Source organism: Enterobacter sp. BNK-18 (assembly GCF_047456135.1).
Classification (GTDB): domain Bacteria; phylum Pseudomonadota; class Gammaproteobacteria; order Enterobacterales; family Enterobacteriaceae; genus Enterobacter; species Enterobacter ludwigii.
In genome coordinates this window covers 2,069,822-2,094,480 of the sequence record NZ_CP179899.1, presented here as the reverse complement: position 1 = coordinate 2,094,480, position 24,659 = coordinate 2,069,822, and the positions used below count along the sequence as shown (strand labels likewise).

General features: G+C 52.6%; 43 protein-coding genes and 1 tRNA gene. 32 read left to right on the top strand and 12 right to left on the bottom strand.

Annotation, left to right across the window (positions count from 1 at the left end):
• Positions 1-286: 286 nt before the first annotated feature.
• From ACMGG3_RS10190 to ACMGG3_RS10145, 10 genes are all read right to left on the bottom strand, one after another.
• Entirely contained in the window at positions 287-802 is a 516-nt protein-coding gene (locus tag ACMGG3_RS10190) for a hypothetical protein (RefSeq protein ID WP_414149861.1), read from the bottom strand.
• A complete protein-coding gene (locus ACMGG3_RS10185) occupies positions 799-1,017 on the bottom strand; it encodes a hypothetical protein (protein ID WP_248247934.1) in 219 nt (72 codons plus the stop codon). The genes ACMGG3_RS10190 and ACMGG3_RS10185 overlap by 4 nt, the downstream gene beginning before the upstream one ends.
• Positions 1,014-2,144, bottom strand: a complete 1,131-nt coding sequence (locus ACMGG3_RS10180) for a DNA-methyltransferase (protein WP_414149860.1) — start codon at positions 2,142-2,144, stop codon at positions 1,014-1,016. Before ACMGG3_RS10180 ends, ACMGG3_RS10185 begins: the two co-directional genes overlap by 4 nt.
• Complete coding sequence (locus ACMGG3_RS10175) at positions 2,141-2,293, bottom strand: DUF1317 family protein (protein WP_414149859.1); 153 nt, start codon at positions 2,291-2,293, stop codon at positions 2,141-2,143. Before ACMGG3_RS10175 ends, ACMGG3_RS10180 begins: the two co-directional genes overlap by 4 nt.
• A 246-nt stretch (positions 2,294-2,539) precedes the next feature.
• Positions 2,540-2,983, bottom strand: coding sequence for a single-stranded DNA-binding protein (locus ACMGG3_RS10170; RefSeq protein WP_414149858.1), 444 nt, complete (start codon positions 2,981-2,983; stop codon positions 2,540-2,542).
• Entirely contained in the window at positions 2,984-3,613 is a 630-nt protein-coding gene (locus tag ACMGG3_RS10165; protein WP_414149857.1) for an ERF family protein, read from the bottom strand.
• Positions 3,610-3,768: a hypothetical protein gene (locus ACMGG3_RS10160; RefSeq protein WP_333179046.1), complete on the bottom strand. Its 159-nt coding sequence runs from the start codon at positions 3,766-3,768 to the stop codon at positions 3,610-3,612. The genes ACMGG3_RS10165 and ACMGG3_RS10160 overlap by 4 nt, the downstream gene beginning before the upstream one ends.
• Entirely contained in the window at positions 3,765-3,962 is a 198-nt protein-coding gene (locus ACMGG3_RS10155) for a thioredoxin reductase (protein ID WP_414149856.1), read from the bottom strand. The genes ACMGG3_RS10160 and ACMGG3_RS10155 overlap by 4 nt, the downstream gene beginning before the upstream one ends.
• Before the next feature lie 8 nt (positions 3,963-3,970).
• Positions 3,971-4,942, bottom strand: a complete 972-nt coding sequence (locus tag ACMGG3_RS10150) for a hypothetical protein (protein WP_414149855.1) — start codon at positions 4,940-4,942, stop codon at positions 3,971-3,973.
• Positions 4,943-5,012: 70 nt separating this feature from the next.
• Positions 5,013-5,210: a DUF1482 family protein gene (locus ACMGG3_RS10145; RefSeq protein WP_414149854.1), complete on the bottom strand. Its 198-nt coding sequence runs from the start codon at positions 5,208-5,210 to the stop codon at positions 5,013-5,015.
• A 411-nt stretch (positions 5,211-5,621) separates the two neighbouring features.
• Between ACMGG3_RS10145 and ACMGG3_RS10140 the strand changes: the two genes are divergently transcribed.
• Together ACMGG3_RS10140 and ACMGG3_RS10135 are read left to right on the top strand one after the other, a co-directional pair.
• Complete coding sequence (locus ACMGG3_RS10140; RefSeq protein ID WP_047647803.1) at positions 5,622-5,900, top strand: hypothetical protein; 279 nt, start codon at positions 5,622-5,624, stop codon at positions 5,898-5,900.
• Between the two features lie 475 nt (positions 5,901-6,375).
• Positions 6,376-6,762, top strand: coding sequence for a hypothetical protein (locus ACMGG3_RS10135; protein ID WP_041162643.1), 387 nt, complete (start codon positions 6,376-6,378; stop codon positions 6,760-6,762).
• 31 nt (positions 6,763-6,793) lie between these two features.
• Here ACMGG3_RS10135 and ACMGG3_RS10130 read toward each other — a convergent pair whose 3' ends face one another.
• Complete coding sequence (locus ACMGG3_RS10130; RefSeq protein ID WP_047647802.1) at positions 6,794-7,510, bottom strand: LexA family protein; 717 nt, start codon at positions 7,508-7,510, stop codon at positions 6,794-6,796.
• A gap of 109 nt (positions 7,511-7,619) precedes the next feature.
• On the opposite strand from ACMGG3_RS10130, the gene ACMGG3_RS10125 reads away from it, so the two are divergent.
• The 24 genes from ACMGG3_RS10125 to ACMGG3_RS10010 all read left to right on the top strand — a co-directional run bounded on the left by ACMGG3_RS10125 (position 7,620) and on the right by ACMGG3_RS10010 (position 18,856).
• Positions 7,620-7,820: a Cro/CI family transcriptional regulator gene (locus ACMGG3_RS10125; RefSeq protein WP_014170208.1), complete on the top strand. Its 201-nt coding sequence runs from the start codon at positions 7,620-7,622 to the stop codon at positions 7,818-7,820.
• A gap of 3 nt (positions 7,821-7,823) precedes the next feature.
• Complete coding sequence (locus ACMGG3_RS10120; RefSeq protein ID WP_414149853.1) at positions 7,824-8,366, top strand: toxin YdaT domain-containing protein; 543 nt, start codon at positions 7,824-7,826, stop codon at positions 8,364-8,366.
• A 184-nt stretch (positions 8,367-8,550) separates the two neighbouring features.
• Positions 8,551-9,483: a replication protein gene (locus tag ACMGG3_RS10115; protein ID WP_414149852.1), complete on the top strand. Its 933-nt coding sequence runs from the start codon at positions 8,551-8,553 to the stop codon at positions 9,481-9,483.
• Entirely contained in the window at positions 9,480-10,169 is a 690-nt protein-coding gene (locus ACMGG3_RS10110; protein ID WP_333062052.1) for a replication protein P, read from the top strand. The genes ACMGG3_RS10115 and ACMGG3_RS10110 overlap by 4 nt, the downstream gene beginning before the upstream one ends.
• Position 10,170: 1 nt before the next feature.
• Positions 10,171-10,470, top strand: coding sequence for a protein ren (locus tag ACMGG3_RS10105; protein WP_333062050.1), 300 nt, complete (start codon positions 10,171-10,173; stop codon positions 10,468-10,470).
• The gene (locus ACMGG3_RS10100) at positions 10,467-10,970 is read left to right on the top strand and encodes a hypothetical protein (protein WP_414149851.1); all 504 of its coding nucleotides are present in this window, start codon (positions 10,467-10,469) and stop codon (positions 10,968-10,970) included. Before ACMGG3_RS10105 ends, ACMGG3_RS10100 begins: the two co-directional genes overlap by 4 nt.
• Entirely contained in the window at positions 10,967-11,287 is a 321-nt protein-coding gene (locus tag ACMGG3_RS10095) for a hypothetical protein (RefSeq protein ID WP_333062046.1), read from the top strand. Before ACMGG3_RS10100 ends, ACMGG3_RS10095 begins: the two co-directional genes overlap by 4 nt.
• Positions 11,284-11,610: a hypothetical protein gene (locus ACMGG3_RS10090; protein ID WP_414149927.1), complete on the top strand. Its 327-nt coding sequence runs from the start codon at positions 11,284-11,286 to the stop codon at positions 11,608-11,610. The genes ACMGG3_RS10095 and ACMGG3_RS10090 overlap by 4 nt, the downstream gene beginning before the upstream one ends.
• Positions 11,607-12,350 carry a hypothetical protein gene (locus ACMGG3_RS10085; RefSeq protein ID WP_414149850.1) on the top strand — a complete coding sequence of 248 codons (744 nt, stop codon included), beginning with the start codon at positions 11,607-11,609 and terminating at the stop codon, positions 12,348-12,350. Before ACMGG3_RS10090 ends, ACMGG3_RS10085 begins: the two co-directional genes overlap by 4 nt.
• Before the next feature lie 195 nt (positions 12,351-12,545).
• Positions 12,546-12,944 carry a hypothetical protein gene (locus tag ACMGG3_RS10080; protein WP_414149849.1) on the top strand — a complete coding sequence of 133 codons (399 nt, stop codon included), beginning with the start codon at positions 12,546-12,548 and terminating at the stop codon, positions 12,942-12,944.
• Positions 12,941-13,195: a DNA polymerase III subunit theta gene (locus tag ACMGG3_RS10075; RefSeq protein ID WP_414149848.1), complete on the top strand. Its 255-nt coding sequence runs from the start codon at positions 12,941-12,943 to the stop codon at positions 13,193-13,195. The genes ACMGG3_RS10080 and ACMGG3_RS10075 overlap by 4 nt, the downstream gene beginning before the upstream one ends.
• A gap of 8 nt (positions 13,196-13,203) precedes the next feature.
• Complete coding sequence (locus ACMGG3_RS10070) at positions 13,204-13,437, top strand: hypothetical protein (protein ID WP_414149847.1); 234 nt, start codon at positions 13,204-13,206, stop codon at positions 13,435-13,437.
• 173 nt (positions 13,438-13,610) lie between these two features.
• Positions 13,611-14,060 carry a recombination protein NinB gene (locus ACMGG3_RS10065; RefSeq protein ID WP_017383065.1) on the top strand — a complete coding sequence of 150 codons (450 nt, stop codon included), beginning with the start codon at positions 13,611-13,613 and terminating at the stop codon, positions 14,058-14,060.
• Positions 14,053-14,223, top strand: a complete 171-nt coding sequence (locus tag ACMGG3_RS10060; protein ID WP_414149846.1) for a NinE family protein — start codon at positions 14,053-14,055, stop codon at positions 14,221-14,223. The genes ACMGG3_RS10065 and ACMGG3_RS10060 overlap by 8 nt, the downstream gene beginning before the upstream one ends.
• Positions 14,216-14,857 carry a recombination protein NinG gene (locus ACMGG3_RS10055; RefSeq protein WP_414149845.1) on the top strand — a complete coding sequence of 214 codons (642 nt, stop codon included), beginning with the start codon at positions 14,216-14,218 and terminating at the stop codon, positions 14,855-14,857. Before ACMGG3_RS10060 ends, ACMGG3_RS10055 begins: the two co-directional genes overlap by 8 nt.
• Positions 14,854-14,994: a YlcG family protein gene (locus tag ACMGG3_RS10050; protein ID WP_017693180.1), complete on the top strand. Its 141-nt coding sequence runs from the start codon at positions 14,854-14,856 to the stop codon at positions 14,992-14,994. Before ACMGG3_RS10055 ends, ACMGG3_RS10050 begins: the two co-directional genes overlap by 4 nt.
• The gene (locus ACMGG3_RS10045; RefSeq protein WP_414149844.1) at positions 14,991-15,680 is read left to right on the top strand and encodes a bacteriophage antitermination protein Q; all 690 of its coding nucleotides are present in this window, start codon (positions 14,991-14,993) and stop codon (positions 15,678-15,680) included. The genes ACMGG3_RS10050 and ACMGG3_RS10045 overlap by 4 nt, the downstream gene beginning before the upstream one ends.
• Before the next feature lie 189 nt (positions 15,681-15,869).
• A complete protein-coding gene (locus tag ACMGG3_RS10040) occupies positions 15,870-16,109 on the top strand; it encodes a hypothetical protein (protein ID WP_333178981.1) in 240 nt (79 codons plus the stop codon).
• Between the two features lie 43 nt (positions 16,110-16,152).
• Positions 16,153-16,227: transfer RNA gene (locus ACMGG3_RS10035), tRNA-Ile, on the top strand.
• Between the two features lie 190 nt (positions 16,228-16,417).
• A complete protein-coding gene (locus ACMGG3_RS10030) occupies positions 16,418-16,723 on the top strand; it encodes a phage holin family protein (protein WP_122008274.1) in 306 nt (101 codons plus the stop codon).
• Positions 16,710-17,150, top strand: a complete 441-nt coding sequence (locus tag ACMGG3_RS10025) for a lysozyme (RefSeq protein ID WP_414149843.1) — start codon at positions 16,710-16,712, stop codon at positions 17,148-17,150. Before ACMGG3_RS10030 ends, ACMGG3_RS10025 begins: the two co-directional genes overlap by 14 nt.
• Positions 17,147-17,620, top strand: a complete 474-nt coding sequence (locus ACMGG3_RS10020) for a lysis protein (protein ID WP_044856878.1) — start codon at positions 17,147-17,149, stop codon at positions 17,618-17,620. The genes ACMGG3_RS10025 and ACMGG3_RS10020 overlap by 4 nt, the downstream gene beginning before the upstream one ends.
• Before the next feature lie 351 nt (positions 17,621-17,971).
• Complete coding sequence (locus tag ACMGG3_RS10015) at positions 17,972-18,496, top strand: Rha family transcriptional regulator (RefSeq protein ID WP_044856877.1); 525 nt, start codon at positions 17,972-17,974, stop codon at positions 18,494-18,496.
• A gap of 156 nt (positions 18,497-18,652) precedes the next feature.
• Positions 18,653-18,856: a hypothetical protein gene (locus ACMGG3_RS10010; protein WP_414149842.1), complete on the top strand. Its 204-nt coding sequence runs from the start codon at positions 18,653-18,655 to the stop codon at positions 18,854-18,856.
• 22 nt (positions 18,857-18,878) lie between these two features.
• Here the strand turns inward: ACMGG3_RS10010 and ACMGG3_RS10005 are convergent, their stop codons facing one another.
• Positions 18,879-19,052 (bottom strand): hypothetical protein, encoded by a 174-nt coding sequence (locus tag ACMGG3_RS10005; protein ID WP_414149841.1) that lies wholly within the window; start codon positions 19,050-19,052, stop codon positions 18,879-18,881.
• 59 nt (positions 19,053-19,111) lie between these two features.
• Between ACMGG3_RS10005 and ACMGG3_RS10000 the strand changes: the two genes are divergently transcribed.
• From ACMGG3_RS10000 to ACMGG3_RS09975, 6 genes are read left to right on the top strand one after another with little or no spacing between them, the layout of a single operon-like run.
• Entirely contained in the window at positions 19,112-19,546 is a 435-nt protein-coding gene (locus tag ACMGG3_RS10000) for a ubiquitin carboxyl-hydrolase (protein ID WP_414149840.1), read from the top strand.
• Positions 19,543-20,796 (top strand): PBSX family phage terminase large subunit, encoded by a 1,254-nt coding sequence (locus ACMGG3_RS09995; protein ID WP_414149839.1) that lies wholly within the window; start codon positions 19,543-19,545, stop codon positions 20,794-20,796. The genes ACMGG3_RS10000 and ACMGG3_RS09995 overlap by 4 nt, the downstream gene beginning before the upstream one ends.
• Before the next feature lie 42 nt (positions 20,797-20,838).
• Entirely contained in the window at positions 20,839-21,090 is a 252-nt protein-coding gene (locus ACMGG3_RS09990) for a hypothetical protein (RefSeq protein ID WP_333052481.1), read from the top strand.
• 57 nt (positions 21,091-21,147) lie between these two features.
• Positions 21,148-22,497 (top strand): anti-CBASS protein Acb1 family protein, encoded by a 1,350-nt coding sequence (locus ACMGG3_RS09985; RefSeq protein ID WP_414149838.1) that lies wholly within the window; start codon positions 21,148-21,150, stop codon positions 22,495-22,497.
• On the top strand, positions 22,457-23,383 hold the full coding sequence (locus ACMGG3_RS09980) for a phage minor head protein (protein WP_414149837.1): 927 nt from the start codon (positions 22,457-22,459) through the stop codon (positions 23,381-23,383). The genes ACMGG3_RS09985 and ACMGG3_RS09980 overlap by 41 nt, the downstream gene beginning before the upstream one ends.
• Positions 23,384-23,385: 2 nt before the next feature.
• Positions 23,386-24,651 (top strand): hypothetical protein, encoded by a 1,266-nt coding sequence (locus ACMGG3_RS09975; RefSeq protein WP_414149836.1) that lies wholly within the window; start codon positions 23,386-23,388, stop codon positions 24,649-24,651.
• Positions 24,652-24,659: the final 8 nt, after the last annotated feature.

Below are 24,659 nucleotides of genomic sequence, written 5' to 3'. Positions count from 1 at the left end.
AGATGACAGGAGGTCGGCATAAACTGTATCGACTACGCGCTTATCTCGGTTGCACTGGTGAGTGCCACTGCGCTTTGATTTAAAGTACATCCCATCTTTCGTAAGCCAGTAGTTGTCCAGCAAGATTTCAGCGCCATTTCGCGGAGTTTTTATATCTGACAGAGGAAAAGGCTTAATGAATTTTTCCATGCTCATAATCAATGCTCCCGGAACTGTCGGTTAATTCGGTTGAATGTGAACGCCAGCAATAAAAAAGGCCGCGATAGCGACCTGGTGATTAGTTCCTTCATGCGGTACCACTTTCGTTTGCGTCAAGGTCATCAAAAAGGCTCCAGTAACGAGACCAATCAGGCTGTTTGTAATCTTCGGTTTCTTCATCCCACCCGCCAAGAAATGGGTTTTCACATACCGAAGTGAGCCATAAACCAATAGCCGGGCACTCAGGTGAGCTTTCAAAAATTTCAGCAATGCGGGGCCAGTGGTTTACATATCTATCATCAGCCGGGAAGTCAGTTAGGTATTTGCGGATGCAATCTGCTGCCAACGCGTAATGCTCCCGCTTCACAAACATGCGGTCGTATGTCATAGCGAGGACAGCGCGATGGTGATAGGGGATATCAAGGCGGTTAGCCAAGGGCCAAAGGCTATCTATTTTCATCATGTACTGATGGGCCGGTAGACCAAGATATTTCATTGCCATGTCGTTCCAGATGACAGGGCCACTTCCCCAGCCATTGCGGAGCTCTTCATCTTCTTCAGACTTCTCTCCAGGCCAAACTTTTATAACTGTTGAATAACTCACGATTCCACTCCGAAGCGGCGATTAAGCCGCCCTGTGTATACGACGAACTCCAGGAGGCTAACTCCCAGAGCTTCAATTTTCTTGTGATGCTTGTTGATGATGGGAGGCACCGTTTCGTTCCAGTTAGGCTTTGGCTTCTTGCGCATGGCCTGCTGGATTTCCTCGGTGCAGCGGCGGCAGGCGGCGCGGATTGCGTTGTTTGTTTCTGGCGTCATGCGGCCTCCGTCTTCTTTTTGAAGGAGTGAGCAATTCGCGCAGAAGCAATGGTTACGTAATCCGGGTTCAGGTCGATGCCGATGAAGTTGAAACCTTCCTCGATAGCTGCCCGGCCAGTGCTCCCGCTCCCCATCCACGGGTCAAGCACGGTACCGCCAGGCGGAGTAATCAGCCTGCAGAGATAACTCATCAGAGCGATCGGCTTAACGGTAGAGTGGTTGTTCTTCGCGCCACTGGTACGCCCGGCACCGGCGCGCGGATCATTGATGCCGACGCTTCCTTCTTTGCGTCCGCCGGTCATGTCGCTGGCTGACGTCGCGATAAATCTCTCGAGGCCTTCATCGCGCTCTTTCGGCTTTACCTTGGCGCAGTAGAAGAAGCGGGCAGCGCTCTTGCTGCTATCGATACGTGGAATTGACTCGTGCCGACGGTCCATTTGCCCGTAGCAATTCGCCGCACCCATTTTAGAGCTTGGCTCATTGCCGGTAAGCGCTCCTTGCTGGCCTTTGGCATCCGGGAACGCTGACACGACAACATCACTTCCGTCGTGAATGATGTTTGCCGGCCAGCGCCCCTCTGGTGCCTGCTCGTAAGCAGCAACAGGTTCGGTACCGTCACGCTGGTGTGAAAGCAGGCCGCCAGCACCGCCATTTAGCGCCTCGTCGGTAGGGATGCGGCAGGCATCAATATTGATTGCACCGGTACCATGCTCGGCCATATTCGCCGACACCGTTTTTTTGAAAGGTTTGCGCGCCATGACGATTGGCTCATGGGCTGGTTTCAATGCGGTACCCCAGCCATCAAAATCACCGTCAAGGTTATGCGATTTTGGGAAGCCGCTGCCGTAAATCCAGAGGATTTGGTCGCGGATTTCGAAACCGGCATCCTCTGCATTAACCACAAGGCGGTGATAGGTACGTGATCCGCCGAACGCCAGCAGGTGTCCGCCAGGCTTGAGAACGCGCAGGCATTCCTGCCACTGCTCAACGGTGGGAACGTCGTAATCCCACTTGTGGTTCATGAAGCTCAGCCCGTACGGAGGATCCGTCACGATGGCGTCAACGGAGTTATCCGGGAGCGTTTTCAGGACGTCTTCACAGCGCCCGACGTGAAGTTGATAGGTCATGCCGCCTCCTGTCTTTCCCGATATTCCTCAGCGAGCCGCTGCGCCTTTAATGGATTGGTGACCACTTCACCCCATGGCATTAGCCAGCCGTTACCAATGAATGGAAGGCACAGTGTGCAAACCCTGATGTCGTCGTGAGCGTGAGTCATTAGTCACCCCTTGAAGCGCCACCGAGGCCTTTGCGATTGTCGTTTAGGTATGGGTCAGCTGGCGTGTAGTTGGATGGGGAAGGGGGTGAATCGTCGTTGGCTCTTTCTTGCTGGATGATTTGGTAAAGCTCTTTGCGATCGGCTCGCTCAGAGGGTGAAAGCTTCCGGTCAGGGATTGGCCGGAGAAGATATTTTCGATACTCGGGGGTAAATTTGTTCATTGGTTTCTCCTGGCCGGGAGATGCTTCAAAAGGGTATATCGTCGTCGAAGTCCATCGGTGGTTCGCTTTGTTGCTGTTGTGTGGCCGATGAGCGTTGATGTTGCTGGCGTTGTGGCTGCGATGATGCCTGTTGACGGTGATTATCATTCCCTTGCGTGCCGCGTGGTGGGAGATCGATATCCCGTACCAGGATGGTCGGTGTCTGTACCTGAGAACCGTCCTGCTTAGTCCACTCCTCAATTACAAACTCGCCAGTAACAGCAACCTTTGCTCCCTTAACAATCGCGCCAGAGAGCTTCTCGGCCATTACCCCGAACATCTTGCAATTCAGCCATGATGTCTTCTCATTCTCGCCAAACCCAGATTTTGCCGGGAGTGAAAACGAGGCGATGTGTTTCCCGTTTGGCGTGACGCGCAGTACCGCGTCTCTACCGACATTTCCTGAAACTGTGATCGTGTTAATTGCCATTTAAGCCGCCTGTTTGTGAAGTTCTCGACCGCGCGTTTTGTACGTCTCTGCTGCGCGTTCTTCGTATGATTTAACGCCGCCTAACTTAGGCCATACCTCTTTGTATGCTCCCTGCAATTCCTCTACTGACTGAGCTAGCTGTGCTTTGTCGCCAAACTCTCTCAGTGCAGCCTCAGCGTCTTGGGGCGCTACCTGATGCACCTCAGCATCAGCATCGAGTGCTGTCTCTTCAGTTGGTATGCAGAACGCCTGAAACGCCGCGTATTTGTATGCTATCGACATGGCTTTGTTTGTGGCTTTGTCGCCACTATCCATCGCTTCACCATAGGTGGTGACAGTGTGGATGCTGCCGTCCTCGGTGCTGACGAAATCGAAGTCACCACGAACCGTGATGTAGAACAGCGCGCCGCCATTTTTGCTGGTTCGCTCGACGCTGGTGCGCTCGGTGTAGCGCGGTAGTATCAGGAGCTTGTTCTTTACCAGTTCCGGGGCCAGCGCGTTGTAAATGTCGTCGATGCCACGAAACGCGTAATTGACCTGACTCCCTTGCTTCCTTTCTTTGCTGATACCCTTTTCAGCAAGAGCCGAAGCGACTCCGCTAATAGCTGCGTATACTTTTTTTTCTGTCATGTGTAATTCCCCGCAAATTCATCCCAACTTATGACCGGGTTCTGCCTTTCGGCGGCCAGGTTAACCGGCTCGTCTTCGCCCTCTGGCTGATCTGGTAACACGTCGCGCATAAGGCGCAGGAACGACTCTTCATCCCACCGCTCTGCTGCCGTCATGCTGCACGCTCCTGATGAGTGATGACGTAACCCTTCTCAGCCAGCCACTCGATGACTTCTGCGCCGTCGAGTTGGGGTAGGACGTCACGGGTTTTTACGGTACCGGCCAGCACAACGCCTTCCATCTCAACTTTGATGGTGTTGTGGGGGCCGACGGATGTGCGCATGTCCACGCACTCGCATGTGATATTCATGAGTCACCTCAGTAGTTAATTTTTGTTCTTGGAATGAGCTCATCCTTGATGGCTGTCAGCACCTCAATAGCCTGTTCACGCGTAATGCTGGTGTGGCTGGTTAGTGCGTTAACGATATTGGTTCCGACCATCTTGCGATGCTTCACGTCAGCTTCACGCTTTGCCTGTCCGTCGGCCTTGCGCTGCTCTTCAGCCAGACGGGCTTTTTCTTTCGCTTCAGCTTCACGCTTGATGCGATCTGCCTCTTCCTGCGCTTTGCGTTTTTCTTCTGCGATAGCTTCTTGCTTCTCACGTTCTGCACGGTCAGCATCTTCTTTGCGCTTACGCTCGGCCGCATCAGCGCGGGCTTTCTCTTCCGCTTCACGGCGCGCTGCAGCATTCAATTCCGCTTTATGCCTCTCTTCGGCTTCGCGCTTGGCCTTGTCTGCAGCTTCTTGCTTCAATCGCTCTTCGTGCTCACGCTGAGCATGTTCCGCTTGGCGGCGCTGTTCTTCGCGGTCGCGGTCAATATCCTTGTTCATCAGCAGGGCCATTTCATGGTCTGCTTCGATCTTGGCAGCCAGTTCCTGATCGAACTTGATGTTCATTTCCAGAGCTTCGGCGTGCATCGCGTTCATGGCTTCTTCAGCCTTAATGCGTTCCTGCTCGGCTTCCCATTCGGTGAGTGGGCGGCGGGTGGCATCGCGTAGCTCGTCGCATGCATCAACGAATCGCTTAATTTCGGCCTCAGCCGGGCGCACAGCCTCTTTCAGGCGTTTCAGGTACTCACGCCCCGGCTTTTCGATTGCTGTCTTGCTGCGGGATACCTGCGCAGCCAGAGAGGCGACACGGTCACGACCTTTCTTCGTGGACAGGTCTGGCACTTCGTTTACTGCCTGGCGGATTTGCTCAAGGTAAGCATCAAGGCCGCCAGCTACGTAAAGCACTGGCGCTTGTTCCGGCTTGATTTCGATGACAGTTAAGTCCGTTACTTCGCTCATGGTTTCTCCTGAAATTTGGATGTGCAGATGCCGCCCGCGTAATGCCAGGCCGATCAGTTGAATAGGGTGGTTACTGCTGCGCGATGGATTTCGCCGGGAACTCGCCGTTGCGGAGAATGCTTTCTACCGGCCAGCACTCAGCTGACACTTTCTGCTCTGTAGCCGCCTGGCTGCATTCTTGCTGGCTGTCGTAAACGCCGAGAATGACATCCTGATAATCACCGTTGGTCATTGCCACGGTCAGGACTAATGCGAATAAGGTTCCCATCAGTGAAGAGTCCTCCCGATGGCGACGGCGTAAAGGCGCTTTGCTTCTTCCCACGCCGGAGCATTGCGATGGAGTACCGCGAACGACGCGAGCCGTTGGGCCTCTCTGATCTGCTGCTGGTTTACCATTATTTCCTCTTGGCCTTATCGCGGCGAACGGAACGGTTTATACAAGACTTCAACGCATTTATTCAGTGTTTCAATGGGCGGTGGATGGCCGCCGGTTGTCATAACTAAGCCGCCTCTGTGAAGCGACTGAGGTATGAGGTAATAAAAAGGCCGCCTTCAGGCAGCCTCAACTTGAATGAGTGCCGGGGTGTTTAGTCACGCCCGGCGCGTGATTTCCTTCACTTTCCACAGTCGAAGGAATGTCGTAGACTGCTGTTTCCACAGTCAAAATAAGGAAATGTTTATGGCAATCTATACTGTTCGTGTGGTTTTGCGCGGAGCTGAATGGGACACTTATGAAAAGCTTCATGAAAGCATGCAGGCATCAGGATACACACGAGAAGTAACCAGCGACGATGGCGTGGTTTTCAAGCTGCCTGACGCCGAATACGTTACAACCAAAAGCATTGACGTCTACCAGGTTCGAGATGAAGTCCTGCGCATTGCAAAGACTTATAACTTTGATCCACAGGTTCTTGTTACAGAAGCTGTTCAATGGGCGTGGGCTCTACAGAAGGCTTGATGCGCCTCCATATATGGCAGGCCACTCATTAAACGACTTTCTGCTCTGAATTTCGTATTGAAGCGTCTTTATCGAAATATCTGTGGCATCGGCTAAACTGATGCCTTCTTCATCTGCTAGTTCCTGAACTACATTTCTCAATTCATTGTCCGGTTTTCCATACTCTCACCCCTTTGTTTATTCACCGCAGGCCACTCGCAAATGACCTCTGGTGAATCGTGTTACGCACCATTGCCGCTCTCCCTGAGCCCGCCGGGCGTCCGACGCATGGTTTACTGTCGCGCCGTTCGACTGACCGAGACGCTAGATTGTCTCGATGCCTAAACAATACTAGCGGTATTAATATAAATCAATACTGGCGGTATTAATAATTGATTGCGCGGTATTATGTTTATGAAAATAAGAAAGAAATATTTTTGTAAGCGAGCAGAGCGGCTAGTATTGATGGGGTTTTGAACTTTATAGGAGAGGGAAAATGAGGTTACTTATAGCTGCGGCGTTAGTTTTACCGATGGTTGCAAACGCATCGTGCTGGACTGTGAAAGATCTTAAAGGGTCAAGCTACAGTGAGAGAGAAGGGTATTCGCGGATTGACGACGCGTTTTCTGGAACATTCACAATCGTTATTGATGGCGATAATGCGACAGTACTGTATGACGGTCTTGATGGTGGAGGCATGGTTTATCGAGCTATGAGTAAAAATGTTGTCGTAGGGCTTACCACTGAACCTGGAAAGCACGCCATGGAGACTTGGGTTGTACAGCCTGATGGTGTGGTATTGATGAGCAAAACGCTATCTGGTTTTGGAGGGATAGATTCAACGAAGGCAATGGTGGGCAGGGTCGCCGGTCAGTGCAAATAGAGGCGCGAAAACGCCCCTGTTTACAAACTTATCAAACGAGCTTTAGCTTCGTCTCAATCGCAACACCGATAATTCTGCAATTACCATTGATGGGAACGAGGGGCCACTGCGGGTTAAGGCCCTTGAGGTATTTTTGGCCTCCATCAATGATCAATTTCTTAAATGTAGCTTCGTTTGAATCAGATAGTTTAGCGATAACGAGGCTGCCATTAATTGGTTCTCGTCCGGTATCGAAAAGCACAAACGTGCCTTCTGGTATGCTTAAACCAGCGGGCGCAGTCATTGAATCCCCTTCAACACGCAACCAGAAAGCATCTCCCTGAATGTGAGCATCTGATTCCAGCCACTGATCAACATCCTTAATCGAGTATGGCTCTAAAGCCTCACACCATGAACCCGCCTGTACGCTACTAATCACCGGATAGCGTTTGCCTTGTGTATATCCAACTACATACGGAACTGATGGCTCATTAAAGCTGGCTAGCCCCATTTCGGAAAGCTCTTTAGCCAAAGTCGGGCTGAATTCCTCAACGCTAACTTTAAGAAGGCGAGCAAAAACAGATGCTACTGGAACGTTGAGTGGATTCCTGCCGTTTAGGTAATGGCCTACCGCACCCTGAGTTATGTCCAACTCGTCAGCAATAGACTGTTGGGTAACTCCGAGTACTTTTTTCTTCGCCTCATAGATGGCTTTAAGGCGCTTTGCGTCCTCAGCCTGATTCGGTGTGATTTCTTTTTTCTTTTCCATTATCAGATAGTAATACCTGAGCTATTAATTTAAAAATACCGCCGGTATTGCATGTTTTAATACTTATGGTATTGTTTTTGTATCAACGGTAAGGGGTCACGTAAAAAAAATGAAAATTTCACTCGCTGAATATGTCGACGAGGTTGGTCAGGTAAAAGCAGCTGATGCCATTGGCGTCCACCAAACGGCAATTAGCAAAGCGATCAGGGTCGGCCGTCAGATTTTCATCAACAAGCTTCCTACTGGCGAGGTTCAGGCGGTCGAGTATCGCGAATTTCCTCACAGTAAGAAGCAGGAACATCAGGAATAGCAAATGCATTCACTTGCGTATCAACACAATACCGGAATACACCCGGGAGCGATGATAAACCTCGCTCAACCTAAGGCGGCGCCAGACCACGAAAAGATCCGCGATGCGGTCCGGGCATGGTCGTCGGCGCTGGACAATCAGGACGTCGTGTCGGCGCTGATCATCAACGAATACCGGGAGCAGGGCGGGACCGCCATCAGCTTCCCGGAAGACATCAGCCGGGCGCGCCAGAAGCTGTTTCGCTTCCTGGATAACCGCTTCGACTCCGAGCAGTACCGCGAGAACGTGCGCCAGCTGACACCGGCAATCATGTCCGTGTTGCCACTGGAGTACCGCAACCGCCTGGCGCCGCAGAACGACACGATGTCGCTGATCGCTTCTGCGATGAAAGAGTGTGCCGAAGCTAAACAGGCCGTGCTGCTGGACGCGCCAGAGCATCAGAAGTTGAAAGAGGTAAGCGAGGGTATAGCTTCACTGTTCCGCCTCATGCCGGAGCAGGTAGGGCCGCTGATGACGATGGTCACGTCGATGCTGGGGGTTATGTGAGAACTACAGAAATGGCGAAAGCCGGTCTGCGCGAACAGAACCGACTTTCAGGTGCAAATGCAGATAACAAGTGCGAGGTCATTATGACAAATGCTAATCCAAAACGCCAGGCGCAGGAGGTTTAACTGTGTCTAACGTCGCTTACGCAAATTTCGCGGCGCACTCAGCCGCAAGGAGCAACAGGATGGAGAACCAGAAGTCTGGTTACGTCCCGTTGTACCGGAGCATCAAGAAGAAGTCCTGGGCTAAGGATGTATTCCTGCGCGCGCTGTGGGAGAACCTGCTCATTGACGCAGCCAGACAGCCATACACGGCATTCTTCAAGGGCAAGCAATGGCCTCTGCAACCCGGTCAACTGGTCGTCACTGCTGCAGATCTTGGCCTTCAGTTGTGTGACCGTCAGGGCAACCCGACAAGCCGCGACGCAGTGGAGAGAATGCTGTCAGTTTTCGTCCGCGAAGGGATGATTTCCATCGAGGGAGAGAAGCGAAAAGGCAGGGTGATCACCATCACAAATTACGTCGAATATGCTCAAAAAATGGACGATTTACCCGCACTTAAAGCCGCACATACAGACGCACATGATGAAGCCAGTAACGGCGCTGGTTCAGAGGGGTATGCCGCACATAAGGCCGCACAATTCCCCGCACATCATGAACAAGAAGGTAATAACAAGAATATAAATAACTTATCGTCCGAGAATTCTGACGAATCCTCTGACAAGCCCGGAAAGAAACCGCCTGTCCTGAAACCTGAAGCGGCAATCCAGAGCGGCACGAAGTGGGGTAACTCTGAAGACCTACGCTGCGCTGAATGGCTGTTCACTATGGTGCAAAGCATTTCACCATCTGCCAAAAAACCAAACTTCGCAGGCTGGGCTAACGACATCCGACTGATGCGCGAGCGTGACGATCGCACCCATTACGAAATCGCTGCCTTGTTCAAGTGGGCCTGTAACGACAAGTTCTGGAAGGGAAATGTGCTGTGTCCTGCAACGCTGCGTGACAAGTGGACCCAACTCGATATTAAACGCAACAAGCAACAGACAGGCGAAGAGCCTGGCAAGCCGGATCTGGACTTCAACAATACTGACTGGGCCTATGAGGTGATGCGATGAAATCTCTTGCAGAGCAGATGCGTAACCACGACCGCGAGCAGATGAGCCGTATGGCCCATAACCTGCCAGAGCAGTACCAGGAGCGCGCGCCGGTCGAGCAGGTGGCTCAGGTATTCAACAAGCTGTTCAACGAACTGCGTGCCGCGTTCCCGGCAAGCATGGCGAACTTCCGCACTCAGGACGACCTGAACGAATTCCGCCGTCAGTGGCTGCTAGCGTTTCAGGAGAACGGGATCCACTCAATGGCTCAGGTCGATGCCGGTATGCGCATTGCCCGCCGCCAGGAGCGCCCATTCCTGCCTTCCCCGGGTCAGTTCGTCGCCTGGTGCAAGCAGAGCGGCGGGGCGCTGGGCGTCACCATTGACCAGGTGATCGCCGAATACTGGGACTGGCGTAACCGTTCGTTCGAATTCACCTCCAGTGAGCAATTTCCTTGGTCGCAGCCGGTCATGTACCACATCTGCGTCGAACTGCGTCACCGCAGCACAGAGCGCCAGTTAACGCATGGTGAGCTGGCACGCGAGGCGGTTGATCTGCTGGACATGTGGGAGAAGCGCGTCAACGAGGGTAAACCAGTGCCTCCGGTACGTCGGGCAATTGCAGCTCCGGCTGCCGAGCATGGTCCTACGCCGATCCAGTTGCTTCAGGCGAAGTACAACCGCAACAAGTCGAACGGGATGGTGTGAGATGAAAGGCAAGCAGGCAATTCTGCGTTATCTCGAAACGCACCGGACCTTCACAGCGAAGGATGTGTCCGAAGAGTGCGGCATGACCATCAACTGCATCACGAAGAACGCTATCGATCTGGAGCGGTCCCGGAAGATTGTGCGCGTGAGCAAGGTCTGGCGAACGGTGACTTATCGGCTCGCTACGCCGGAAGAGCAGGATGGCACCGCGCGCAGCTGCACTAACGGAATATTTCAGGAGTGCCGGAACAGTCCGGCGATGAAGCGGGTATTGATGGTTTGGGGGAGGGTAGGGGTATGAGCGTAAAACGTTATGAGTGTGTGGCCTGTGATGAGCATGCGTGCCACTGCGATGTGGTCGAGAGCGCTCAAGGCGATATGGTCGATTACGAAGATTACGCAGCACTTGAGCGGCGCCTAATCGAGTCAGAGCGCTACGGACGCCAGACTGATATCACAATCGATAATCTGGAGATGAAGCTGGCGCAGATGGCTGCGGAGAATGCAGATTTGAAACACTCAATGGCCGTAATCATGGAGCATGTATCTGTGACGGATGCTGGTCAGGCCGGAGTTGTTGCGATGATTATCAACGACGCCCTGCACAACAGTGAAACACCAGTCACTGCTACCTTCCTGGCTGAATTGCGGGCAAGTGTCGTCGACGGTGCAATCGAAGAGTTAAACCAAATTGCTGAGCGAAACGATAAAGAAGCGCCAATTGCAGCAGATCATTATCGCTCAGCAGCACTGTACCTCAAGTTATTTGCAGACCAGCCTCGCAAAGGAGTGCAGTCATGAGCATTGTTGACGATTCACATCTGACCGATGAAGTGGTCAATGCAGCATTCGAAGGAACCAACTTCGGGCGTGAAGACTTCCGCACTATTCTGGCTGAGACCGTTCTCAAGCGTGCTGCCGGGTATCACTCTGGCCGGACTGCAACAACTATCTGCATGGGGCTTGGCTTGCTGAGCTCGAAGAACCAGAGTGCAACTAAGCTCGGACTGACGTTCGCTTTCCATCACTACTACAAGCCATGCGTGCGTGAAGCACTGATGCCGGATAACAGCCTTGAAATATGGGAAAAACTTGGTGCACAGGAGGCCGCCCAATGAGCAACATCGACAAACAGGCTCGCCAGGTACAGCGCTTCGCTAACTATGGCGTAGACATGATGGAGTGGGCTGACGGTGGCTACGTCAAACACTCTGACTATCTGGCGCTGCTGGATGAGCTGGAAGCCAAAGACCGACGTATCGAAGAAGAGATTGGCAGAGCTAACCGCGAGCACCATCGTGGCTTCATGATGGCGTGCGGGCATCTGAAAGAGCATTCCAATGTCCACTACGCCGACGCTGCTGAGATGGAGATAGCGGCCCTGCGCAAGCGCATCAATGAGCTGGAAAACGCCGCAGCCGGTAAAGGAGAGGCATCATGAGCATTATTACCAGAGAACGCATTGAAAACCTCCTTGAGTTCAATTCAGAGGGCAGCGACTGTCAGGCCAATGCTGAACAGTGGGAAGTTCACGAACTGGCGCGTATCGCGCTGGCATCGTTCGAATCTGAGCCTGTGGCATGGTTGCGTGAAAGCGCGCTGAAAAATACCCACGAAGGCGCATGGGCGCCAATCATTCAGATGGAGAGCGATCGCATGGGAGCAGATTTAACAGAGTTGTTGGGAGTAAGCTACATTCCGCTCTACACCGCCCCGCCAGCGCCGTTATCTGTGCCTGATGAGTTGAAGGAATTTCTGCGCCTGGTTGAATGCATGCTTGTAGATTATCGAGAAAGTAATCTCGGTAACGCCAGAGAATGGATTAGGCACATCTCTTCTGCATCGGATGCTTTTGAAGATGCGCACTCCCTATCACCGTGGTTATGGGTTCGAACTGCCCGCCTCGCCGCCATGCTTCAGGGTGCCGAACCTGATTTTCGGGAAATCTCAAATTCGTCAACCAAACATTTTCGGGAAAACGCGGAAACGTCAACCAAATGCTGGTGCCAAACCTGCCGCCCTGTGACTATTGATGATATGCGCTTCGTCGTCTGTCCTGAATGCGGCAACAAGCGCTGCCCGCACGCCAATGACCACAAGCATGCATGTACCAAAAGCAACGAGCCAGGCCAGGAAGGTAGTGCGTATCCAGCAGCACCGCAGCAGGAGGTGAAGCAGTGACCTTCAACCGTTTCGTAATCACCGTAATGCCGCCTAACCTGATTTTCTTCAATTTAGTCGGCAAGCCAGCAATGTAGATAGAGCGTGTCGCGCGGAAAGTTCGCCTGGCATGTGGCGGCCGCATGGAGCGCGTAATGAAGGATGCGCCGCCAAAGTAAACCAAGTGATATAATCCCTCCACAATGCGGAGGGATTATGAGCAACAAACGTAGAAGCAAACATGACTTACATCCTTTTGACCCATACATAAAATGGCTAGCTAATCGCATTTTTATGATTGGAGTTTGGCTAGTAATCATGGCATTAGGTTTATACCTTTCCGAACATTATTCTCAGTGGAGCATCCTCCCAAGATTTGGGGCAATTGGAATAATGGTTGGTACATTACTAACGCTCTCTCCTCTTTTTGCAGATGGGATTTACCTATCTCAAAGTGAGGCATTTGGTTTTGCTTGTCTTGATGAGGAAGGAAAGACGAGAGTAACCACTGAAGAGGGCAGAAAGGTTTCAATCAACATTTTTTGGGGGGTGATACTTATAGTTGTTTCGTCCTTTATAAATGCTTTTGGAGACTATCTCGGTGACTATCTATGAGCGAATACAATATTGCAGCCAAAAGCCAAGAAGATCGAGACAAGGTTAATGTTGACCTGGCGGCATCTGGCGTGGCGTACAAAGAACGCCTGAACATGCCGGTTATCGCTGAGCAAGTAGCGCGTGAGCAACCAGAGCATCTACGCGAGTATTTCATGGACCGAGTGCGGCACTATCGCGAGCAGAGCGTTGCATTGCCTAAAGCTTCCGATCCGCGCTATGTTGAGATGACAGAAGCTAACAAAAAATAAGGATAAGTATGGATTTTGATCTTTTAGTTTTCCGAGGGCCCTTTGGCAGTTTTGTAGATTATCGGTCTTATTCCGGGCGCGTTCCTCCAGAGATAAGCGCTATAGAAATTGATGGTGAGAAGTACTCTCTATCCCTTTATGAATACCATGGTGATAAGTATTTAGTAGCTCATCAAGAAAAGATGGAGTCAGAACCGTTAGAGTTGGCAATTAACGAGTTCAGGCCATCACCACTGAATTGATTTTCTGGAATCAACCCGCCATAATCATGTCATCGGAGCCTGAACAACTCCGGTGACTTCTGCGCATTTAAGGGGACTTAAATGCGACCACAATCTGAACTCCTCACCTTGTCACAGATGCAGAAATGCACCTGCGATTTCTTGCATTCTGCGGTTTCCGTTAAGGAGGCCGCATGAAGCAGCACTACTGCATCGTCAACGACACCGTAAAAGACAACCTCATCGCGTACATTCGCACCCTGCCAGTTAACCCTCGCGCGCCGATGGTGGTCGAGGCCCGGGAAGAGACGCGCACCGATAAGCAAAACCGTCTTATGTGGCCACTGCTGAAGGACCTGTCTGACCAGGTAGTCTGGCACGGCGAAAAGCTGACCCGCGAGGAATGGAAGGACCTCATCACCGTTCTGGTAAACCAGACACAAGACCAGGAACAGAAATCCGCGCCGGGAATTAACGGCGGTCGCGTTTATTTCGGCGTCCGCACATCCAAATCCAGCAAGCGATATATGGTCGACGTCATCGAGGCGATTTACTGGTTCGGTACAGACCGCGGCGTGAAGTTCTCCGAAGCATCCAGCAAACGCATCGCCTGGGCGCAAGAGTGGAGGGCGTCCCGTGGGTAATCCTCTCGCTCGCGTCATCACAAACGAAATCTTCCGCGTACCGGCGCGCCGCCAGCGTAAAGCCGTGGTTAAGCCGTCCGACATCCCAACACTGAAAGACTACACCGCTCGCCTGGTGGATCAGAAATGGCTGCGTCTCGCGGCACGGAGGAGTCATGCGTAAACCATCCCGCCGTAAGTGCAAAGTATGCGGTGAATACTTCGTGCCGAAATTCCACGACATCCGGATCCGCTGGTGCTGCCCGGAGCACGGCGCAATCCTCGCTATGCAAGAGCGAGAAAAGGAGAAGGTGAAAGCCGCGGCTAAGCGTATCAAGGAGCAGAAGGAAGCCGAAAAAGCCGGGCGCAAACGTCGCAAGGAGCGACTGGCAGAACTGCGGCCCGCCGGTTACTACAAGGCGCAGGCTCAGCAGGCATTTAACGCCTTCATCCGCGCGCGTGATGCTGATTTGCCATGCATCAGCTGCGGAGAGACCAACCCGCCCGATCTGCACGGCGGCCAGTGGGACTGTGGCCATTTCAAATCTGTAGGTGCAAACCCTGAACTTCGCTTTGAAGAACGCAACGCCCATAAGCAGTGTAAATCCTGCAATGCCGGAGCTGGCAAGTACACCGCTAAAGAGGCGACGGTCGCCCAGCAATACGAAGCTGGCTTGGTTGCTCGCTACGGTCAGGATTACGTCGACTGGCTCAACGGCCCCCACGAAATGACCAACTACCGCCGTGAAGACTTCATTCGGATCCGCGATGAGTACCGCGCCAAGCTCAAAGCACTGAAACAGCAGGAGGCAGCATGAAGCCAGAAACGATCGAGATACTCCGAGCGCGCTGGCAGCGCCTCCGGATTTACCGCCGCCCGGGTTCCGTGCTGGTCGATTACCGCATTCTCCGTAACTTCGTTCGCATCTATCATCCTGCAGGAGCCGCACAATGAACAGTCAGCAACTGGAATACGTACGTCAGCAGCTCATTGTGGCAACTGCCGATCTGAGTGGTGCCACCAAAGGTCAGTTGGTAGCTTTCGCCGAGAATGCGCAATTCACCGCTACGGCGCGCAGCCGGGGACGGAAGAAGGTATTCGACAAGGATAAGCAGCGCATGGTCAACCCGGACGGTCCACCGATGAGCGGAAGCCAGTCGCGCGGGAAAGGCTCATCCATCGCGCTGGTTGGGCCGGTTGAGTTCGTGACTGCATCGTGGCGCCGCGCCGTCCTGTCGCTGGAAGACCATCAGAAAGCTTGGCTGCTGTGGAACTACAGCGAGAACATCCGATTCGAGTATCAGGTAGCGATCACCCAGTGGGCATGGGCTGAGTTCCGGGAGCAGCTCGGCGCGAAGAAGGTAGCCGGAAAGACGATGGAGCGCCTGAAGAAGCTTATCTGGCTGGCGGCACAGGACGTCAAAGCGGAACTGGCGGGCAGGGATGTGTATCAGCACCAGGACCTGGCGGCTCTGTCCGGCGTTAAGCCTGATAACTCGTGCCATAACTACGCCGATTACTGGCGTGCCATGTGCGCCATCTTTAAGCGACTTGATGGCAATTCTCTTCTCTGCACTGTGAGAACACGATCACAACAAAAGGCTACTTTTTCGCAGCAGGGTGTTGCAAAAGTCAATTAAATAGCATACATTTCTTATAAATCTGATATCGTCGCCATAGCTTCGCAGGTCGACAAAGAATTAAGAGCCTCGCCATCGTGCGGGGCTTTATTTTTTCGTGCTAATCTGCCATTGCAGTTGAGATATCGCCTATGAATTAAATTTCGGCTATGTAGAATTATCGCAAGGCAAAATCAACGGGTAGATATCATGCAGGACTTTCAACTTTATGTTGGTGGCACTAACAACATCACCTATCGTTACGAAGTGAAAAAGGTAGATGATGCTTTTAGTGTCCGCATCTTCAATGTCATCGATAAAGTGCACAAAGAAGTGGGTAATAAGCTACTTCGCTCGGTCACAGCTCACGACGTTATTGATGAATGTGTTTCACATTACAAAAGACAAGCGGAAGGCTTTAAGGGTTTTCTGCGCTGGCTTGGGTTGTGAAAAAAGATTCAGATTAGACAGGTCGCTCAGGCGGCCTTTTTTATTGCCTGTAGCTAAGTGGTAAAGCTCCCAGCGCATAGTTGGATTAACGCTGATTCGATTCCAGCCAGGCGAACCAAACCCACTACCTGGGACCCTTAGGCCGAAGAGCCGACATTGCCACACCCTCATATTCCCGGCCTGTCGCCGGGTTTTTTATTCAGGCCGCAGACAATCAATTCCAGATGCCACGTAGCTATCGTGTCTGACGGCCTTTCCCCACTACACAAACAGCACCCCGTTTTTTCGGAGGTGATATGGCTAAACGTATGCAAGATAAAGAAAGCATTGCCGGAGTGTCATGGCTTATTGTCCTTGCTCTGTCATGCTGGGGCGGCCTGGTCCGATACCTTATTGACGTTAAGCAGAACAAAGCCACCTGGAGCTGGATCAACGCGCTGGCACAAATTGCAGTGTCCGGATTTACCGGCCTCATTGGTGGCCTGATCAGCGTTGAAAGCGGCCTGAGCCTTTACATGATTCTGGTTACGTCTGGAATTAGCGGAGCGATGGGATCCGTGGCACTGACGTACTTCTGGGAACGCCTGACGGGGATGAAGAATGCAAACCAGTGACAAAGGCATTGCCCTGATCAAGCAGTTCGAAGGCTGCAAGCTCACCGCGTACCAGGACAGCGTCGGAGTGTGGACGATTGGCTATGGCTGGACTCAGGCAGTCGACGGTAAACCTATCCGCGCAGGGATGACGATTAAGCAGGAAACTGCGGAGCGACTGCTGAAAACCGGACTGGTCAGCTACGAAAGTGACGTGTCCCGCCTGGTTAAAGTCGGTCTGACTCAAGGGCAATTCGATGCTCTGGTGTCCTTCACGTATAACCTCGGCGCCCGGTCTTTGTCGACATCGACCCTTCTGCGAAAACTCAACGCCGGGGATTACGCTGGCGCTGCTGATGAGTTCCTGCGCTGGAATAAAGCTGGTGGAAAAGTCCTGAATGGGCTGACCCGTCGGCGTGAGGCGGAGCGCGCTCTGTTCTTGTCGTGATTGGCGCGCTGGTAAAACGTTACTGGCTGCAGTTGCTGGTGGTGGCTTTCATCGGCGTGCTGGCGTTCTTCGTGAACCACTACCGCGACAACGCCATCACCTACAAAGACCAGCGCGACAAAGTCCATGAACAGCTCAGCCTGGCGACCGCCACCATCAAAGATATGCAGGTGCGCCAGCGTGATGTCGCTGCGCTGGATGCCAAATACACCGGAGAACTGGCTGATGCGAAAGAAACCATTGAGCGTCTGCATAGCGATGTCATTGCTGGCCGTAAGCGGCTGCGCATCGCCGCAACCTGCCATGGAGTGTCAAAAGCCACCTCCGCCACCGGCGTGGATGATGCAGGAGCCCCCGAACTTACTCCAGACGCTCGACGGAATTATTTCGATCACCGGGACGGAATCGCAACCGCTGACAAGATGATTCGCGGCATGCAGGACTACATCAAAGATCAGTGCCTAAAGTAGAAATATTTCCGAGTGGTCAAGTCTATTTATGCCTATTCAAACGTACTCATAGCTATTAATAGGCTGGCTATATCTAATTGAAATTTAATGTTTTACTCAAGACTCGCATCCGTGAGGCTTTTTATTTTGCGGTGACAACCCGCACTAAGAACTGCCGACCGAATCGGTAGAGCATGTGCCTGCGATAACTGCCAGATCCTGATTGGTTATCGTATGTTCGATGCAAATAAAACACACCGAACCCTAACCTGTGAAATGAGCCTTTGGAGACGTCAGTTTAGTGCTGGCGAGCTTTCGGTGGGCTGGCGTTTCAATTCGGCAAAGGTTCATCTCACATGTAAGGAAAACGCTATGAATAATCCGTCAGTTATTCCGGCCTTCGACTTCCGCGAAATGGTGCAAGCAAAAAACGGAGAGGTCGTTACCACATCCAGAAAAGTTGCCACGTATTTCGGCAAGCGTCACGGCGATGTGCTCAGGAAAATCGAGCAGGTTAAAGCCGATTGCTCGAATGAGTTTAGCCAACGCAATTTTGCGTCGGCTGATTATATCGATGAGCAGGGTAAGGTACGCCCGATGTACAACCTGACGAAAGATGGCTGGATCATGGTTGTGATGGGGTTCACCGGGAAAGCTGCTGCAGCTATCAAAGAAAGCTACATTTCAGCGTTCAACTGGATGTCTGAGCAACTTAGCCGTCGCCTTGCCATGGGTGAAGAAATGCAACATCTCTACGCCATCAAAGAAACTCGCTCAAAGCTGAAAGGCACGATCGGTAGCCGGTTGATGAACGAGCGGAAGAAAGAGAAGCGCGTTCTGGAGCTCGAGCATGAGCACATCATGCAGGTAACGCAGCCGGAATTACTTATTGGCTGATCGCGGCATTACAGAAGCTCTTCACTGAGGGGCTTCGATAATGATCTGTGTAACCCCGCAAGGATGGTGATCACATCTTGCTGACGGGTAAGCCGTAAGTGGCTAAGCACTTCTGAGAAGCAGGGCAACCGCTGCGACAAGGCAAAGAGGCTCTCAATGTCCGACATCTACCAAATCACAATCACCACCACATCGAAAGAAACTTTCACCGGCCTGATGAAACGCAGCCAGCCTGAAATCGTAAACGGATTCGTGGCGCTGGCGACAGACACTGGCGAGTGGCGTTACTTCCGGCCTGATAGTGTGGAGCAGTTCCACTTTGTTCCGGTGGAGGAAAATGAAACGTCAGAGGGCGCTTAGTCGGCATCCCCTGACGTCACTATTACTGCTCTACCATTACACTATGAATTGTAAGCCCATTTTTATCTTTGAAAATTACATTCAAAGGCAAGTCTTTGTCTTTTACTGGGTCACCGGTATGTGCTGATATAACATCAACTTTCAGTTCAAACTTACCAGACTTGATAAGCATCTTAGCGAATTCTTCGAGTGTCATCTTTTCCTCCTGTTAAAACCATATTATCGGGAGTGCGCGCATAACCTTTAAGGAATTATATGGCGACCAAAGCAAAAACTGGCCGCCCTTCTGATTATCTACCAGAGGTGGCTGCTGACATCTGTTCACTGCTTGCCGATGGGGAAAGTCTGCGCAAAGTTTGTGAGCGCCCCGGCATGCCTAACAAGGCTACAGTGTTCCGCTGGCTGGCGCAGCATGCAGAGTTTCGCGACCAATACGCGAAAGCCACTGAGACCCGAGCTGATGCAATTTTCGATGAAATGTTCGATATCGCTGACGGCGTCAAAGAAGAAGCAGCAGCAGTAGCGAAAGCACGCCTTCGTATCGACACTCGCAAGTGGGCCTTGGCCCGAATGAACCCTAAGAAATACGGCGACAAAGTTAGTCAGGAAATCGACCACAAATCATCTGACGGAACAATGACGCCGAAGCCGACTATCATCCAGTTACTCCCCGTTGAGCCGAAAGCATGAGTAACGCCGTTCAACTGCCGATCCCCGCGAAGCTTGCGCCACTGTTCACTGCGGTGAATAAGCGTTATCGGTGCTCTCACGGTGGGCGCGGCAGCGCCAAGACGCGCACCTTTGCTCTGATGACTGCCGTAAAGGCGTATCAGTCGATGATGAACGGTGAGAGCGGTGTAGTCCTCTGCGCGCGTGAGTTCATGAACTCGCTGGAAGAGTCGAGCATGCAGGAGGTGAAACAGGCGATCCTGTCTGTCCCCTGGCTGGCTTCCAACTTTGACATCGGCGAGAAGTACATCCGCACCATCGACAAGAGCGTTAACTACGTGTTCTGCGGTCTGCGGCATAACCTCGACAGCATCAAATCGAAGGCGCGCATTCTGCTGTGCTGGGTGGACGAGGCTGAATCAGTCAGCGAAATAGCCTGGCAGAAGCTGAGCCCGACCGTTCGTGAAGAAGGATCAGAGATTTGGGTGACGTGGAACCCGGAGCGCGATGGTAGCGCCACGGATAAGCGTTTCCGCAAAGAGGCTGGAGACGACTGTATCACCGTTGAGATGAATTACACGGATAACCCGTGGTTCCCGGACGTGCTTGAAGGTGAGCGACAGAACGATCAGCGCCGTCTTGACCCGGCTACATACGCATGGGTTTGGGAAGGTGCTTACCTCGAAAACTCAGATAAGCAGGTGCTGTCCGGAAAATACCGGATCGCTGAGTTCTCGGAAAACCTTTGGAAAGAGGCAGAGCGCCTGTTCTTTGGTGCTGACTTCGGTTTCGCCAAAGACCCTAACACGCTGGTTCGCTCGTTCATCCTGCACAACCGGCTTTACATCGAATACGAGGCATACGGGCAGCAAACAGAGCTCGACCACATGCCAGAGCTGTACGACACGATTCCGGGGGCGCGTGACTGGCCCATCAAGGCCGACTCAGCACGACCAGAGACAATCAGTTATCTAAAGCGGCAGGGCTTCAACATATCTGCTGCCGAGAAATGGCAGGGTAGCGTTGAGGACGGGATCGCCCATCTTCGTGGGTTCGACGAAATCATTATCCACCCGCGCTGCAAGAACGTAGCGCGAGAGGCTCGCATGTGGTCGTACAGGACGGACCGCATCACCGGCGAGGTATTGCCGAAACTGGCTGACGGCTTTGAGCACTGCTGGGACGGTATTCGTTACAGTCTTGACGGTCATATCAAGCGGAAGGGACAGATGGCCGGGATGATGATCCCAAAGCGTTTGCAACGAAAATGAAGTTATAATGTGCCTTCTTTAAAATTGGACAGGAATTTAACTTTGTCTCGTAAATACATGCAAACTAGTACCGAAATTATTACCGTATTCTGTTCGTCTACTAACGCTAATCTGTTGGCTAAAACCGTTATCACTTACGAAGATGGATTAGTGGCTGAAGGGTTACACCCATTCCAACTACCATTATCCTGTGATGAAAAGGTGTATGAAAATGCAGTTAGTGAAGCTGTAAAATCAGCCATCATCTCTGCAAAAAAATATGCAAATGATCTGAGAAAATTCTCCAACATGTAATGCCACTTTAAGGCCCCTCGGTGGGCCTTTCAACTAATCCCCTTCCACGGACAAACCATGACTGACAAATTAACTCTCGCCGTCAACCATGCGTTGAACGATGCGCGGATGGCCCGCGCCCGTATGGGGCTGATGGCACCAACAATGGGCCTGGATAATAAGCGCCATTCCGCATGGTGTGAGTATGGCTTCCCTGAGCAGGTAACCTACGAAAACCTTTACGCCCTGTACCGCCGCGGTGGTATCGCTCACGGCGCAGTTGAGAAGTTGGTTGGCAAGTGTTGGCAGACCAACCCAGAGATTATCGAGGGTGACGATGCCGACGAGAGCAGGGATGAAACTGACTGGGAGAAGAAAACCAAAAAGGTTTTTACTAAGCGACTCTGGCGCGCTTTTGCTGAAGCAGATCGCCGCCGCTTGGTTGGACGTTATGGCGGAATCCTGCTGCACATCAATGACTCCAGAAAGTGGGACCAGCCAGTTGTTCGAGGGAAGTCACTCAAAAAGTTAACGATCGCATGGGCTGGTTCTCTGACTGTAAGCCAGTGGGTAACTGACGAGAATTCGGCAGACTACGGGCAGCCAAAGCAATGGAAATACGTTGAGAGTCTGCCAAACGGTGGTACAAATCAGCGGTTCGTTCATCCCGATCGCGTCTTCATCCTTGGTGACTATTCTAACGATGCCATTGGCTTCCTTGAGCCGGGCTATAACGCCTGCGTCAGCCTTGAGAAGGTTGAGGGTGGTTCAGGTGAGGCATTCCTGAAGAACGCCGCTAATAAGCAGAGCATTAATTTCGACAAAGACGTTGATTTCAACAACCTTGCTTCTTTGTACGGCGTATCTGTTGATGAGCTTCAGGAGCGATATAACGATGCTGCCAGAGAGTTAAACATCGGCAATGATGTTCTTCTGATTACTCAGGGGGCGCAGGTTACGTCGATGGTTTCTGCCGTTTCAGACCCTGATCCAACCTACAACGTAAACCTTCAAACTTTCGCGGCGTCTGTTGATGAGCCCGTGAAAATTTTGGTGGGGATGCAGACTGGTGAAAGGGCAAGCACCGAGGACCAGAGATATTTCAATGCTCGCTGCCAGTCACGGCGAGGCGACCTATCATTCGAAATTGAAGACTTCAGTGACAAGCTCATAGATCTGAGAATCATTGATGCTGTCAGCGAGAAGACGGTTATCTGGGATGACCTTAACGAGCAGACTGGCACTGAGAAACTCGCCAATGCCAAAACCATGGCAGAGATTAACCAGACGTTCCAGGGTAGTGGAGAGAATCCGGCCTTCAGTCGTGAAGAAATTCGCACAGCTGCTGGTTATGAAAACGTCGATGAATTCCCATTAGGAGAAGAGGATGGCGACGAAGAAGACGAAGCCACCAATTCTGCCACGTAACTATCAGGATCCGACCGGAGTCGATGCGCTGGAGCGCCGGGCGATGAAAGACTTCGCCAGGCGGATGAATAAGATTGGCAGGGCGTACAAATCAGCACTCGACAAAATACCTTCCTCCCTCGCAGTAAACGCCCGATACGAATACCAGTTAAACCCAACGTTACTCTCCATCATCCTGAACGATGCCAGCTACCTGGTAAATCAGGTCCTGCTTGAAGGTGGCGATTACGACCTGTGGTTTTACGAGTACATCGATCTGGCTTCGGAGAAAGGGACCGGGCAGTCGTTCTACAACCTCAGCCAGCAATCACCGGTGTACGCAGTCGGGCGTGAGTCGCTGGCGTCAATCCTCGGAAGCGACCCGTACCAGCAACGAATGGCACTGGTGCATGCGCGTGTATTTGAGGAAATGAAGGGGCTGACAGCTGACGTTAAGCGCGACATGGCGCGTGTGCTTACTGATGGTGTGGGGCGCGGGCTCAATCCGCTGGACATTGGCCGCAACCTGACAAACCAGACCGGCATCGAGAAGCGCCGGGCGAACCGGATAGCACGCACTGAAGTGACTACCGCGCTGCGCCGGGCTAAGTGGGATGAAGACCAGGAGGCGAATGACCTCTTCGGCCTGAAAACGCTGCTGGTTCACATCTCGGCACTGTCACCGACAACCCGACACACCCATGCGGTGCGCCATGCCCACCTCTACACCAATGAAGAAGTGCGTGACTGGTACAGCAAAGATGGCAACTCCATCAACTGCAAATGCAGCCAGCAATCGGTGCTGGTGGATGCGGACGGTAAACCGGAGTACCCGGACACCATCACGAAACTCAAACAGGAATATAAATCGATGCAGGCGCGCGGTTACGCCTGGGCGGAGAAATAACTATGCCTATGCAGGTCAATATCACCACGAAGGTGAACAGCCAGTCTATCCGGCGCGAAACATACAACGGCCGCGAGCATCTGGTGCTGCCGAGCTACACGCTGCCGGCGAACGTCGTCATGAATGGCGGGTTGTATACGCAAGAACAAATCGACGCCCACTATCAGGGTCTCGAAGGCACCCTGGCGCCGCTGGGCCACCCTCAGGTTAACGGTCAGTTCGTGTCTGCTTTCTCGCCAGAGGGGATTAACGCAGGCCATATCGGCGCGTGGAACCGCAACGTTAAGAAGTCCGGTAATCGCATCTACCTCGAAAAGTGGGTTGATGTGGCCCGTGCCAGCGAGTCGGAAGGTGGCAGGGAGCTTCTTGAACGTGTCGCTGCCATTGAGCGCGGTGAAGACGTTCCGCCAATTCATACCAGCGTTGCTGCATTCCTCGACCAGCTTGAACCCAACGATCAGCAGCGCGCCACAGGTGCTGAGTGGGTAGCTGATATCCACGGCATGGACCACGACGCGATCCTGCTGCACGAAGTCGGAGCCGCTACTCCGGAGCAGGGCGTTGGCCTGATGGTTAACGCCGATCTGGCTCAGCCTCTTAAGGCGAACTCGGGCGCACTGGTGGGTGAATCCTACCGGGAGCGCGAACAGCGTCTCGATCGCGCAGCCAAAGCGAAGTTTGCGGCGGGCGCGGATGAATACGCCTGGGTTGCTGACTTTACCGATTCGCAGGTGGTTATCGTGCGAAATGGCGGCGATGCGCAGGTTTACGGTTATTCCGCTGATGGCGGGAAGATCACAATCGACGATACCGGCACCGCAGTAGCGCGCCAGGAGTCGTGGGTGGCAGTCGTGGCAAACAAATTCAAAGCTCTATTCACACCGCAGGAACAGCCTGCACCAAACCACAAAACGGAGGGCGACATGCCTTTAACCAAAGAAGAACTGGAACAAATCGGCAGCATGATCGGCCAGGCTGTTGCGACCAACACGGAAGCGGCTATTAAGCCTCTCGCGGAGAAGGTTGATGCACTGCAGGCCAATCAGCAGCAGCTCGCTGAAACCCTGACTGCCAACTCTCGAGCCGAAGAGAAAACAAAGCGCGAAGCGGTTGCCAAGGTGCATGGCGATATCGTGGCTAACACGCTGTCTGGCGAAGCTCTGGACGCGATGTTCAAATCGCTGGGCGAAGCTGCCCCGCTAGGCACCAACAATGCACAGCAGCACAAAGAAACCGGCGCACCTGCCGCTGAAGAACACTTTAAGTAAGGAGCCGG

Coding starts and splice junctions, on each gene's coding strand:
- ACMGG3_RS10185 (WP_248247934.1), bottom strand. CDS start 1,017: ATGACGCCAGAAACAAACAACGCAATCCGCGCCGCCTGCCGCCGCTGC.
- ACMGG3_RS10180 (WP_414149860.1), bottom strand. CDS start 2,144: ATGACCTATCAACTTCACGTCGGGCGCTGTGAAGACGTCCTGAAAACG.
- ACMGG3_RS10175 (WP_414149859.1), bottom strand. CDS start 2,293: ATGACTCACGCTCACGACGACATCAGGGTTTGCACACTGTGCCTTCCA.
- ACMGG3_RS10170 (WP_414149858.1), bottom strand. CDS start 2,983: ATGGCAATTAACACGATCACAGTTTCAGGAAATGTCGGTAGAGACGCG.
- ACMGG3_RS10165 (WP_414149857.1), bottom strand. CDS start 3,613: ATGACAGAAAAAAAAGTATACGCAGCTATTAGCGGAGTCGCTTCGGCT.
- ACMGG3_RS10160 (WP_333179046.1), bottom strand. CDS start 3,768: ATGACGGCAGCAGAGCGGTGGGATGAAGAGTCGTTCCTGCGCCTTATG.
- ACMGG3_RS10155 (WP_414149856.1), bottom strand. CDS start 3,962: ATGAATATCACATGCGAGTGCGTGGACATGCGCACATCCGTCGGCCCC.
- ACMGG3_RS10150 (WP_414149855.1), bottom strand. CDS start 4,942: ATGAGCGAAGTAACGGACTTAACTGTCATCGAAATCAAGCCGGAACAA.
- ACMGG3_RS10145 (WP_414149854.1), bottom strand. CDS start 5,210: ATGGGAACCTTATTCGCATTAGTCCTGACCGTGGCAATGACCAACGGT.
- ACMGG3_RS10140 (WP_047647803.1), top strand. CDS start 5,622: ATGGCAATCTATACTGTTCGTGTGGTTTTGCGCGGAGCTGAATGGGAC.
- ACMGG3_RS10135 (WP_041162643.1), top strand. CDS start 6,376: ATGAGGTTACTTATAGCTGCGGCGTTAGTTTTACCGATGGTTGCAAAC.
- ACMGG3_RS10130 (WP_047647802.1), bottom strand. CDS start 7,510: ATGGAAAAGAAAAAAGAAATCACACCGAATCAGGCTGAGGACGCAAAG.
- ACMGG3_RS10125 (WP_014170208.1), top strand. CDS start 7,620: ATGAAAATTTCACTCGCTGAATATGTCGACGAGGTTGGTCAGGTAAAA.
- ACMGG3_RS10120 (WP_414149853.1), top strand. CDS start 7,824: ATGCATTCACTTGCGTATCAACACAATACCGGAATACACCCGGGAGCG.
- ACMGG3_RS10115 (WP_414149852.1), top strand. CDS start 8,551: ATGGAGAACCAGAAGTCTGGTTACGTCCCGTTGTACCGGAGCATCAAG.
- ACMGG3_RS10110 (WP_333062052.1), top strand. CDS start 9,480: ATGAAATCTCTTGCAGAGCAGATGCGTAACCACGACCGCGAGCAGATG.
- ACMGG3_RS10105 (WP_333062050.1), top strand. CDS start 10,171: ATGAAAGGCAAGCAGGCAATTCTGCGTTATCTCGAAACGCACCGGACC.
- ACMGG3_RS10100 (WP_414149851.1), top strand. CDS start 10,467: ATGAGCGTAAAACGTTATGAGTGTGTGGCCTGTGATGAGCATGCGTGC.
- ACMGG3_RS10095 (WP_333062046.1), top strand. CDS start 10,967: ATGAGCATTGTTGACGATTCACATCTGACCGATGAAGTGGTCAATGCA.
- ACMGG3_RS10090 (WP_414149927.1), top strand. CDS start 11,284: ATGAGCAACATCGACAAACAGGCTCGCCAGGTACAGCGCTTCGCTAAC.
- ACMGG3_RS10085 (WP_414149850.1), top strand. CDS start 11,607: ATGAGCATTATTACCAGAGAACGCATTGAAAACCTCCTTGAGTTCAAT.
- ACMGG3_RS10080 (WP_414149849.1), top strand. CDS start 12,546: ATGAGCAACAAACGTAGAAGCAAACATGACTTACATCCTTTTGACCCA.
- ACMGG3_RS10075 (WP_414149848.1), top strand. CDS start 12,941: ATGAGCGAATACAATATTGCAGCCAAAAGCCAAGAAGATCGAGACAAG.
- ACMGG3_RS10070 (WP_414149847.1), top strand. CDS start 13,204: ATGGATTTTGATCTTTTAGTTTTCCGAGGGCCCTTTGGCAGTTTTGTA.
- ACMGG3_RS10065 (WP_017383065.1), top strand. CDS start 13,611: ATGAAGCAGCACTACTGCATCGTCAACGACACCGTAAAAGACAACCTC.
- ACMGG3_RS10055 (WP_414149845.1), top strand. CDS start 14,216: ATGCGTAAACCATCCCGCCGTAAGTGCAAAGTATGCGGTGAATACTTC.
- ACMGG3_RS10050 (WP_017693180.1), top strand. CDS start 14,854: ATGAAGCCAGAAACGATCGAGATACTCCGAGCGCGCTGGCAGCGCCTC.
- ACMGG3_RS10045 (WP_414149844.1), top strand. CDS start 14,991: ATGAACAGTCAGCAACTGGAATACGTACGTCAGCAGCTCATTGTGGCA.
- ACMGG3_RS10040 (WP_333178981.1), top strand. CDS start 15,870: ATGCAGGACTTTCAACTTTATGTTGGTGGCACTAACAACATCACCTAT.
- ACMGG3_RS10030 (WP_122008274.1), top strand. CDS start 16,418: ATGCAAGATAAAGAAAGCATTGCCGGAGTGTCATGGCTTATTGTCCTT.
- ACMGG3_RS10025 (WP_414149843.1), top strand. CDS start 16,710: ATGCAAACCAGTGACAAAGGCATTGCCCTGATCAAGCAGTTCGAAGGC.
- ACMGG3_RS10015 (WP_044856877.1), top strand. CDS start 17,972: ATGAATAATCCGTCAGTTATTCCGGCCTTCGACTTCCGCGAAATGGTG.
- ACMGG3_RS10010 (WP_414149842.1), top strand. CDS start 18,653: ATGTCCGACATCTACCAAATCACAATCACCACCACATCGAAAGAAACT.
- ACMGG3_RS10005 (WP_414149841.1), bottom strand. CDS start 19,052: ATGACACTCGAAGAATTCGCTAAGATGCTTATCAAGTCTGGTAAGTTT.
- ACMGG3_RS10000 (WP_414149840.1), top strand. CDS start 19,112: ATGGCGACCAAAGCAAAAACTGGCCGCCCTTCTGATTATCTACCAGAG.
- ACMGG3_RS09995 (WP_414149839.1), top strand. CDS start 19,543: ATGAGTAACGCCGTTCAACTGCCGATCCCCGCGAAGCTTGCGCCACTG.
- ACMGG3_RS09985 (WP_414149838.1), top strand. CDS start 21,148: ATGACTGACAAATTAACTCTCGCCGTCAACCATGCGTTGAACGATGCG.
- ACMGG3_RS09980 (WP_414149837.1), top strand. CDS start 22,457: ATGGCGACGAAGAAGACGAAGCCACCAATTCTGCCACGTAACTATCAG.
- ACMGG3_RS09975 (WP_414149836.1), top strand. CDS start 23,386: ATGCCTATGCAGGTCAATATCACCACGAAGGTGAACAGCCAGTCTATC.